14 protein-coding genes are annotated in these 9,328 nt (G+C 34.7%); all 14 read right to left on the bottom strand.

Going from position 1 to position 9,328, the window contains the following annotated elements; translation table 11 throughout:
* A partial coding sequence (locus tag QZL64_RS10420) for a hypothetical protein (RefSeq protein WP_296309550.1) occupies positions 1-490 on the bottom strand: 490 nt, incomplete at its 3' end.
* A gap of 169 nt (positions 491-659) precedes the next feature.
* Positions 660-848 (bottom strand): hypothetical protein, encoded by a 189-nt coding sequence (locus QZL64_RS10415; RefSeq protein WP_021841936.1) that lies wholly within the window; start codon positions 846-848, stop codon positions 660-662.
* A 117-nt stretch (positions 849-965) separates the two neighbouring features.
* Positions 966-1,145, bottom strand: coding sequence for a hypothetical protein (locus QZL64_RS10410; protein WP_021841935.1), 180 nt, complete (start codon positions 1,143-1,145; stop codon positions 966-968).
* Position 1,146: 1 nt separating this feature from the next.
* Positions 1,147-1,437, bottom strand: a complete 291-nt coding sequence (locus QZL64_RS14585) for a YopX family protein (protein WP_369665159.1) — start codon at positions 1,435-1,437, stop codon at positions 1,147-1,149.
* The gene (locus tag QZL64_RS10405; protein ID WP_021841934.1) at positions 1,419-2,021 is read right to left on the bottom strand and encodes a DNA polymerase beta superfamily protein; all 603 of its coding nucleotides are present in this window, start codon (positions 2,019-2,021) and stop codon (positions 1,419-1,421) included. Before QZL64_RS10405 ends, QZL64_RS14585 begins: the two co-directional genes overlap by 19 nt.
* Before the next feature lie 12 nt (positions 2,022-2,033).
* On the bottom strand, positions 2,034-2,399 hold the full coding sequence (locus tag QZL64_RS10400) for a hypothetical protein (RefSeq protein ID WP_021841933.1): 366 nt from the start codon (positions 2,397-2,399) through the stop codon (positions 2,034-2,036).
* Between the two features lie 60 nt (positions 2,400-2,459).
* Positions 2,460-2,897, bottom strand: coding sequence for a beta barrel domain-containing protein (locus QZL64_RS10395; RefSeq protein ID WP_021841932.1), 438 nt, complete (start codon positions 2,895-2,897; stop codon positions 2,460-2,462).
* A 16-nt stretch (positions 2,898-2,913) separates the two neighbouring features.
* Complete coding sequence (locus QZL64_RS10390; RefSeq protein ID WP_021841931.1) at positions 2,914-3,372, bottom strand: hypothetical protein; 459 nt, start codon at positions 3,370-3,372, stop codon at positions 2,914-2,916.
* Entirely contained in the window at positions 3,350-3,868 is a 519-nt protein-coding gene (locus QZL64_RS10385) for a hypothetical protein (protein ID WP_055161781.1), read from the bottom strand. Before QZL64_RS10385 ends, QZL64_RS10390 begins: the two co-directional genes overlap by 23 nt.
* 565 nt (positions 3,869-4,433) lie before the next feature.
* Positions 4,434-6,476 (bottom strand): IS110 family transposase, encoded by a 2,043-nt coding sequence (locus tag QZL64_RS10380; RefSeq protein ID WP_021841929.1) that lies wholly within the window; start codon positions 6,474-6,476, stop codon positions 4,434-4,436.
* A 12-nt stretch (positions 6,477-6,488) separates the two neighbouring features.
* Positions 6,489-6,857, bottom strand: a complete 369-nt coding sequence (locus QZL64_RS10375; protein WP_021841928.1) for a hypothetical protein — start codon at positions 6,855-6,857, stop codon at positions 6,489-6,491.
* Positions 6,858-6,871: 14 nt separating this feature from the next.
* Positions 6,872-7,156 (bottom strand): hypothetical protein, encoded by a 285-nt coding sequence (locus tag QZL64_RS10370; protein ID WP_296309547.1) that lies wholly within the window; start codon positions 7,154-7,156, stop codon positions 6,872-6,874.
* Positions 7,157-7,264: 108 nt separating this feature from the next.
* Positions 7,265-7,636: a DUF6864 domain-containing function gene (locus QZL64_RS10365; RefSeq protein ID WP_021841926.1), complete on the bottom strand. Its 372-nt coding sequence runs from the start codon at positions 7,634-7,636 to the stop codon at positions 7,265-7,267.
* A gap of 107 nt (positions 7,637-7,743) precedes the next feature.
* Complete coding sequence (locus QZL64_RS10360) at positions 7,744-9,156, bottom strand: hypothetical protein (protein WP_021841925.1); 1,413 nt, start codon at positions 9,154-9,156, stop codon at positions 7,744-7,746.
* Positions 9,157-9,328 lie beyond the last annotated feature (172 nt).

The following is a 9,328-nucleotide window of genomic DNA, read 5'->3' as shown; positions in this document are numbered from 1 at the left end:
ATTTCCGGAGTTTAATGTCCAGCCAGTCCCAGGTATTTCGGATATATACCTTGATCCTTGCTTCATAGGCTCCAGTCCTCTGATACATGTTTTTGCGATACATGCATGGGCAGATATATCCGGCTCTTGGAAACGAAGGTCTGCGTCCACGAATGTTTGGGTCTTCCTCTTCCCAGTTTTTCAGATTACTTTTATAAGAAGAGACCTTGCCGATTGCTTCATTGATCGCAGCACGGCGAAGGAAACTCGGAAACTTATAAAACTTTTTGTCAAAGTCATAAACTGTTTCCGGATGCTTCTTCGTAAAATGGCATAGCCGTTCCACATACTGCTGACGAGATAGTGACAGATCGATCTTTTTGATCTCTGCCCATTCTTTTAGACAGACATCGATCAGAAAGTTCACGGCATGGCGATAGACTTCCACGGTTCCGTGAAAGATATGGTTGTATGTCTTGATCTTTACTTTATATGTGGAAAGTATCTTCATGTCGTAGTCTCCTTTCTGGTTATGATCTTCTTATTATAAATATGAGTGAAATTATCGCTTTCATTTTTCACATATAAAAAAGTCAGTCCCGATAAATTATCGAAACTGACTACAAAATAATGATTCATTCCTTTTTCCTTATCTGATCTTTAATTTAATACAAGAACATCTATAAAATCATATGACATGGTTTTAAGATCCAAAAAGCATCTGGATATTTTGGAGCATTCGCAGATAAAAATGCATTTGCTTCATCAATAGATCCTGTATTAATTTCCTCATGAATATCGATACCACCAGTGACACCAAACTCCATGCAAATTAATGTGTAAAAATTTATATTTTTCTCATTCAGCATATCGATCAGCTCCCCTTTCACATTAAATGTAAAGCTGAATCAAATTGCATGGAATGAATCATCTGTTAGAGTATAACAGACAAAATATATCAATGTATACAGGAAATTACTGGTAGTTTATCCTTCCATCAGAAATGATTCTACATCTTTCATGGAACCCAACTGAAATTTTTCTCCATTCCCAATAGCTCCGTAATACATTCCATTCTCATCTACAAAAAAGTTGTAATCTGAATTAGAATATGTCTCAAACGCTTCTTTTCCCAACTGATCTGGTGCAAATTCTACTTTTCTCATATTATTTCTCCTCATTTTTATCATATTTATGTTTCAATTCTGGATTATCGAAAATATTTCCTATGATTACACACTCTTCAGGATCTTGTGCTTCTCCAAAGAAATGGTTATACATCCATCCTTTTCTTGTAAGTGTCCAAGATGCATACTTCTCGTTCCAATGGACAATTGTACAACTTCCACATTTAAGAATGTCATTTTCAAAAATCAGCTTTCCACTTTTGTCTCTCAATCCTGTGCATTGACAGATGGTAGATTCATCTACTTGATGCGTTAGATTACAGAATCCAATTCTTCCCGTTCCGATTTATCAATATACAATTTGACAGCATCCTTAGGATAAGAAAAATATTTCTCCTGAAAATCGTAAGAAGCGTTTTTAATGCTGTTCAAAATGTGTTGTTCTCTTTCTGCCTGACCAGTTTTTCGTGCTGCTTTATTATCTAGTCTTCGTAACCGGCTGTAAGCATATCCACCAAAAGATTGCACTGCTTTTTTTGATAAAAACATCTTTTGGTGATCTAACAGCTCTTGCCCGATTGGAGAGACATACAAATAATGTTCTGGCTTTAATCCAAGCAATTCAATGGTATTTGGATTACAATTACTTAGAAGACTGATCAATTTGTTAAGCGAGTAGATCATAGTATCTGTTGTTTTATCACATCGTTGTCCAAAATTCTTGTTCGTTAAGATTTCCTCTTTTCGATTGACTGCACAACCCCTGATATCCAGATCTGATGTTTCAATATTGGTTCCATATGCATGAGATCCACCCAATCCAAGAAGGATGATATGATCTCCCAGATGTGGATCTGTTTTCAAAAAATCATATTCGGGTGATTTTAATTTTTCTGTAATCTGTGTGATAGTCATGATTCTCTCCTTTTACAATTTATTTAGTGGGCATCTGTTACATGTTTCTTCTGCTCCCTTTTGAAAATTTGGTGTTAATTTTGCATGCACGCAATATTCATCACACATTTCTCTTTTGATTTCTTCCAGAATACTTGTTACTGTTTTGGATCCTTTGTTGACATCTTTTACAACGCCTGTGAGCTCTTCTGTGATTGAATTTTCCTCTGTGCCTTTATGGATTATGTTTTCAACGATCTTGTATAATTGATCGATCTTTTCATCTGGCAGTTCATCGAAGTCACAATTGTCTGTTAATGCATCTAATCTGCATTTTGAACAGTCATCTTGCAGGTTACAAAATCCTCTTAAATCGTATATCTTATAGTCTCTTTCCATTTGATTTTCCTTTCTTCTTAGTAAAACAGGACAAGGGAAATTCCCCGTCCTGCATAACAATTAAAAATTACCTTTCTCATATTCCAAAATCTTCTGCCAATGTTTTGCCATTGGACCTGTTGGATCATAAAAATATCCTGCTTTCATAAGTAGCAGTTGATCCAGATTGCAGTCATTTTCACAGAATCTTTTATTTCGAAATTTCATCAAAAGATTCTGTTTTAAGATATGCTTTTTCGCATCTTCTTCAGATAAACATAAAACATCATTTGCTCCGCTTGTCTTATTTTTTAAAGCAAATTCGTAAATGACTCCGTCATCTTTTAAGCAAAATTCCTGATCCCAGTATTGTACGGTAACCGTAATATATTTACGACCAATTTTTTTAATTTCAACCGGATCAATGTGATATACTTGTTTCATCTGATCTGAATCGTATTTCTTGGTTACAACATAAGCCGTATTTCCAACGGCAAGCTCTTTTTTGTTAATCTCCATAACTTTTCTCCTTCTTTTACAAAATATCAAATATTCCAAGTTCTCTGCCTCTTGCAATCACACTAGATTCATCAATATAAAAGTGAACTGCAACCTTTGAAATATTGATTCTATGACCTTCACTTTCATTTTTATTAACCTGCTGCAAGAATTCTTTTGTTGGTATCATCAATCTTCGTGCCAGATTTTTACATTCTGCATGATCTTGCATTCCGGTTTCTATCTCAAAAAGTGCCTCAGCAAGAAGCATATTTTCTCTTTCTTTAGAGAGGAAAGGAATCAGTATCTTATGTTCTTCTCCTGTTGCATGAGATAATTGATAGCTGCCACTATATGAACTCATCGCTCCTGAGTAGTTTACAGTATATCCTTTCTTAATTAAGATTTCTTTCACATCTTTGATCACAGGAGTCTGGATCTCATACATCTCTCTGATAATACGAATGATTTTATTATAAATTTTTTCTTTCTTCATGATTTTTCACTCCTTGACTGTAAAACGGATACATTGCTTTATATATTTCCTTTTCCATTTGATGAAGTTTCGTTTCATCGATTGTTACTGGAATCAGAAATAAAAACTCATGTCCATAACCCAAAATACTTCCAATTTTCAAATTTCCAAAAACTAGTCTTACATCTTTGAAAAGTTCTGTTTGAGACAATTTTAAAGCTTCTTCTTTCTCCACTTCATATAATTTATTTTCAGGGTTGATGTAAGGGATATAACAATTGAATGCAATATAATGTTCCTTTTCATATTCGACAAGATATTCAAATTTCGTATATGTATTATCACTATTCAAAAGCTTTTTGTATGCTTCCTGTAAATCCTTTTCTTTTAAAGAAAAAAGAATTTCAAGATCATTTGTTAATAATCCCATACGACAATTGAAATATTTAGAATCCAAATGTAAAAACATTTTATCAAACTCTTCAGCACAATGAATTTCAATGATTTTTTCTTTCATGATTTTCTCCTTTTTAACGATTGCAACTGTATTTTCTATGAACGATATGTATTCCAATATGATTTTGATCGTACAGTTCATGCAAAATTTCCTGATCATCATAAGTTAGTAAAATATCTGCACATCCTGGAAACTGATATGTAATGACCTTTGTCAATAGTAAATTAACAGAAATCACAACAAATTTTTATTTTATTGTTTCTGAAGATATCCAGAAAGAGTTCCGATGTATCAGTTCCCGGCATTGGCCACTCTGATATACGTGGATTGGTTACCAACAGGTCAATGGTCCGCCGCGAACTCTAGCTGTCTCCCTCACGTGGATCACAGATATTACTGTGCCAACAGAGTTTCCTCGTAGATAGTTCAAACCTAAACATGTTCGAAACTCTTTCGGGATGCCTTCAGTTGCAACTTTAATTACAGGCTGGATGATGTATGCGGCAGAGACCGGCTTACATCATCTTGATTATCATTTATAGCACATCGATCAGTATGTCAAGACTACACAGTACCGCCTTTGGCGGCTTGGTCTTGATATGGTGATCGATGTGTTATATTTATATTAGTAAATATTATCTGTCATCATTCCCCATATGAAACAAGCAAGCTCTCTCGCAATTGCTGTTTTTGCAATATTATATTTCTTGCCATCTTTCAGAACCATCTTATAATAGCGCCGTCTCAGACGCTCATTTGCCCTGTCTGCATAATTGATTACCTGCGGTGAATTTCCCGCCTGTCGTGATCTTAAGACTCTTGATTTATATCCGATCTTTCCACGGGTATAACTTTGTGCGGATTCTACCAACAGTCTGCGTACATGGGTGTTCCCTGCTTTTGTAATGCCAAGTCCGTTTCTGTCATCGCCACTGGAATGCTGTCCAGGTACCAATCCAAGATACCCTGCAAACTTTCGTGCAGATACAAAACGCTGAAAGTCTCCAACTTCAACAATTACAGATAACGCAGTATGTGTCTTGATTCCTAGAAAACAGGTTAACTTACTGACAGATTCTTTATACTCTTCTTTGAATGCTAGTTCTTCAATCCTCTGATCCAGACGGTTCAGTTTATCTGTCAGAATTGTATAAGTCAGCAGATATTCATCCAGGATCTCTTTGTAAAGCCCTGCTGGTTTTAATGATCTCAGCCATTTCACATGTTTTGCTGTCCAGTTACCACTTCCATCATACTGATAACCCTGACGTAAACAGAAAGAAAGGATCTGTTGTTTGATCTTTTTCAATTCCGCTTTATGATCATCACGCATACGGATGAATTCTTTTGTCTGATTATCTGTTTCCGTTGGAATATGTACCGGACTGTAATTGTGCTGTGCCAAGGATCTGGCAATGATCTCCGCATCTCTTTTGTCTGTTTTGATCCGTCTTTTGCTTCGTTGTTCGAGCATTGTAGTTGGTGCAAGGATCACACATTCCACATTAAAATTTTCCAATTGATGATACAAAGAATACCCAAGGCATCCTGCTTCGTAGCCACACACAAATCTTGTATCCTCTCCATATATAGTGCGAAGAAATGCAAGATATCTTAATACATTCTTGTAACTGGCTGGTGTTCTCTGGTAATGAGATGCCTTTTCATCTTCATATTTGCAAGAACAAAGAGTAAAACTTTCCTTATGAACGTCCATTCCTACGTAAACTGTGTTATAATTCATATAATGACCTCCAATTTGTATGCGGTAATCCCTGTTACCATTGTTAGTTTTCAATTCATAGTATACAGGTAAATCCACGATCCTACAAACTTGGGGGTCATTACATATTGTCTCTCTCAGTAGTTCTGTGATCAATTCCGCTAATTCCTGATGCAAATGAAATTTTACTGGATACAAACAATCTCCTTTTTCAATGTAAGGAGGATCAACAAAAATACAAGTATCTGGATTCCAATACATTTCTTCGATCAGTTCCATTGCATTTTTATTTGTCACTTCGATCTGATTACTCATAGAATGTATCTTTTTGATCCGTTTGATCAGAGTGTCAGGAAGCCAGCGATCTTCCATGTTTGATTTTGGATTTGCTGTTTGAATTCCTGAAAAGCTACAACGATTGATCACAAGAAAGTAGAATGCACGATCAATCGTTGAAATGCTTGCTTTGAGCATTCGTTTCTGGTACAAAAAATAGGATTCTCTACTTGGCTGATATTTTCTGATCTTATCAATGAGTTCTTCGTACTTCTCATTGCATACCGTATCCCAAAATGCATACACATTCGGATCCAGATCATTTAATATCAGTTTTTCAATCATTCCGGATTCTAAAAGTGAAAGACCAAAACTGGCTCCGCCACAGAAAGCTTCTACAAAATATTTCTTTCCTTTGATATAAGGCAGCAGCTGATCGATCATTTTTGATTTTCCACCAGGATATCTTAAAGGTGACAGCTGCTTTTTTAACCTTGATTTTTGGATGATCGGGCGATGATCTGATACTGGTTTTTCTAAGATGATATCTGCTTGACTGTAATCTTCTTTTCCATTTTTATAAAGAAGCCCCTGACAGTCTGGACACCAAAATCCGAATTCGCCTTCTTCAAATCCATCTCCGTCATATCCGCAATATTCACACTTCATTTTTTCTCCTTTTTAAAAAATCTCTTTGATGATATACAACTGCTCCAAAATAAGGATGGCAAACAACAACAGCAATACGATTATCATGAAAATCAGATACAGTTTGCTAGCTATAGTTGGTTGCATGATCAATCCATTGTATCCCATTATCAGGAAATATCCGATTCCACCAATGATCTCACATATCACAAACACATACTGAGATGATTTGCAATTCTTCGAAAACTTTCTGTTTTCTTCCATGTAACGATCAATGATCTTATCATCATTGAATTTTTTTGCTTTTTTAAAGCGACGATTTTCATCAATTTTCACAAGAATCGCACTTGCGGTATATAGAACTAATCCGGCTACAAAAATGAAAATAAATATTTTCTGCATGATTTTCTCCTTTTTTAATTATCTTTGAGTAAATAGAATTGCCATGCGATAAACGGAAAATTAAATAACACAAAACATGTAAGACTTACCAAAATAGAAATCATTTGGTCGTCAATACTTGGCTGAATCATTGCATTTTTATAAGCTTCCATCAAGATAAATCCATTTCCTCCAATAGCTTCAACGACACAAAATAAATATTGAGTTAATTTTATGCTTTCTTCCACTTGACTGATAATAACTTTATATTTTAAACGCTCTCCAATATCTTCCCGTGATTCTAATTTTCGCCCTTTCATAATACAAAAATCGCCTTCTATTTTCGCAATGATGGCGCACAAGATATATAAGATGAATCCGATTGAAAAAATAAACATAAAGATTCTCTGCATGATTTTCCCCTTTTTCTATAATTCTTTGTAAAGTGTATAAGTAATCTTTTTCATGGAATCGTATCCGGCGGAATTAACCCAAAAATTTAGATATAAATCCTTTTCATGATATTTTCCAAGATAAATCGGATCTGATGAACAAAATTCCATGGTGTTTTCGCAATTAATACAAGTAAGTGTTATAAGATTTGTTTCTGCATCGGTAGATATATTTACTTTTGTTTCCATAGTATCATCAGGCCTGAATCTAATTCTTACAGCCACATCGGAATCTGGATCTAATGTAAAACAAACAGTAAAATCAGCATCTTTATCAAGTAAAATTACTGTTTTTGAATCGACAATCGCATATTCCCCATTTTTCATTTCTTTTAAAAATTTTTCCATAATCATTTTCTCCTTTTCTATAAATATGATAGATTTCTGTATTTCCATTTTTCACATATAAGAAAAAACGCACTGCAATTAGTACGTTTTCTCCTACAAAATGATGATCAAATAAAGTCAAAAAGATTCATCTGAGTCCAATTTTCAACATCTTCTTTCTTTTCAGGTTTCTGAAATGGGAAGAGTGTATAAGTCCCATCATGATATCCTTGCAGCTCATTTAAAAGTCTTTCTTTTTTCTCGTAAGTCTCGTCAACCCTCTCAAAATTTTTTGGAATCTTTTGAAGATCCTGTTTCATAGAACTCAAAAGTTTTGAAAACTTTGTTTTGCTGCTGATGATCTTATATACTTCTCTTTTTGTCTGATCATAAAAAATAGAATCTTCAAAAGGACGCACAATGTCTTCTGGCAAACGATGATAAAATATGATCACATGATCCGCCATCACACGTGCCTCATAATCATGCAGTTTTAAATATTCTTTTCCTGTAAGAAATTGCTCTTTTTTAATTAAATAAGAAACACGATTAGCAACCATTGGCCATCCTAGACGAATCGAATTTTCTTTGCCTGTTACGCTTCTTTTTAGCACTAATCCTTTTGCATTATAATCAGCACTAGAATTATCTGCTCCGCATAAAGCATGAGAACATCCACCGATTCCATATCTGTCTTTTAAGAAATTGGAACACAATGTTTTATCTTTGTGCAGCAAAAAGAAGGAATAGATTTTAAATTTTCCATCTTCATAAGCTCCCCCTCTTCTTAAGAATTCATCAATCTCATCCTGTGTGATAAAAATATCTGGATGTTTCCAAGTAAAATCACTATTTGCATGAAATTCCTTACGCTTTAATGCAAATCTTTCATACATCTGACAAATCTCGTCTGGTGAATTGAAATGACATCTCGCGATCTCTGGATGTTTCTGATATTCGAGAGCGATATACTTTAAAAGATTTCCTAATTTTTTGGATGACTCTGGATTTCTTAGTTTTTCTTCCAGCTGATTCGTATTACTTGGCATGACCTGATCATATTCTTTTTCTGGATGGTCATTAAGTTTTAAGAGTACATCCAAGATATCCCAGTAATCATCTACAATTTCTCGTTTCATGAAAAAGATACGTTCCGCAAGTTCCTTAATTGCATTATCGTAAGCTCGATCCAAAATATTCTGTGTCTGATAAACGCCTTCTGCAAGCATCTTTTGAATCTCAATGCAAACATCAGTCCAATTGATCAATACAGAATCCTTAGAATTATCTTGTGTTGTTTCTCCCTTTGAAATCTTGATCCCATTTTCATTAAACCAGACAGCGTATTTCTGGCTGTCAAAAAAAAGTCCTTTTCCACCAATTCCAAATTCTTCTTGAATGTATTCTACATGAACCTTTTGATCCTGCATGAATTCATAGATGATACGTTTGACAGAATTTTTACGATTTCCACCGGTCCGTAATACATCATCTACGATATTCTTCCATTCTTTGTTTCTCCATTTTGATTTTGAGTACATAAATTTTCTCCCTTCATTTTGTTGTAATTCTCTTTTCGTCATCTTGTTACAACTTAAATATGATGGATAAAGAAGACGATGATCTTCTCTCTGCTTCTTTTAAAGGAAACAGTCTTAAGATGATATCAGTCTTGAGATTCCATCTCCCTGTTTGTATAAAAGAAAACACCTT

Origin of the sequence: Veillonella sp. CAG:933 (assembly GCF_000431435.1) — a bacterium.
Lineage (GTDB): Bacteria > Bacillota > Negativicutes > Veillonellales > Veillonellaceae > Veillonella_A.
This window is presented reverse-complemented; position numbering and strand designations above follow the sequence as displayed.

Coding starts and splice junctions, on each gene's coding strand:
- QZL64_RS10395 (WP_021841932.1), bottom strand. CDS start 2,897: ATGGAGATTAACAAAAAAGAGCTTGCCGTTGGAAATACGGCTTATGTT.
- QZL64_RS10380 (WP_021841929.1), bottom strand. CDS start 6,476: ATGAAGTGTGAATATTGCGGATATGACGGAGATGGATTTGAAGAAGGC.
- QZL64_RS10400 (WP_021841933.1), bottom strand. CDS start 2,399: ATGGAAAGAGACTATAAGATATACGATTTAAGAGGATTTTGTAACCTG.
- QZL64_RS10390 (WP_021841931.1), bottom strand. CDS start 3,372: ATGAAGAAAGAAAAAATTTATAATAAAATCATTCGTATTATCAGAGAG.
- QZL64_RS10405 (WP_021841934.1), bottom strand. CDS start 2,021: ATGACTATCACACAGATTACAGAAAAATTAAAATCACCCGAATATGAT.
- QZL64_RS10370 (WP_296309547.1), bottom strand. CDS start 7,156: ATGAAAGGGCGAAAATTAGAATCACGGGAAGATATTGGAGAGCGTTTA.
- QZL64_RS10415 (WP_021841936.1), bottom strand. CDS start 848: ATGCTGAATGAGAAAAATATAAATTTTTACACATTAATTTGCATGGAG.
- QZL64_RS10410 (WP_021841935.1), bottom strand. CDS start 1,145: ATGAGAAAAGTAGAATTTGCACCAGATCAGTTGGGAAAAGAAGCGTTT.
- QZL64_RS10365 (WP_021841926.1), bottom strand. CDS start 7,636: ATGGAAAAATTTTTAAAAGAAATGAAAAATGGGGAATATGCGATTGTC.
- QZL64_RS10360 (WP_021841925.1), bottom strand. CDS start 9,156: ATGTACTCAAAATCAAAATGGAGAAACAAAGAATGGAAGAATATCGTA.
- QZL64_RS10375 (WP_021841928.1), bottom strand. CDS start 6,857: ATGCAGAAAATATTTATTTTCATTTTTGTAGCCGGATTAGTTCTATAT.
- QZL64_RS10385 (WP_055161781.1), bottom strand. CDS start 3,868: ATGAAAGAAAAAATCATTGAAATTCATTGTGCTGAAGAGTTTGATAAA.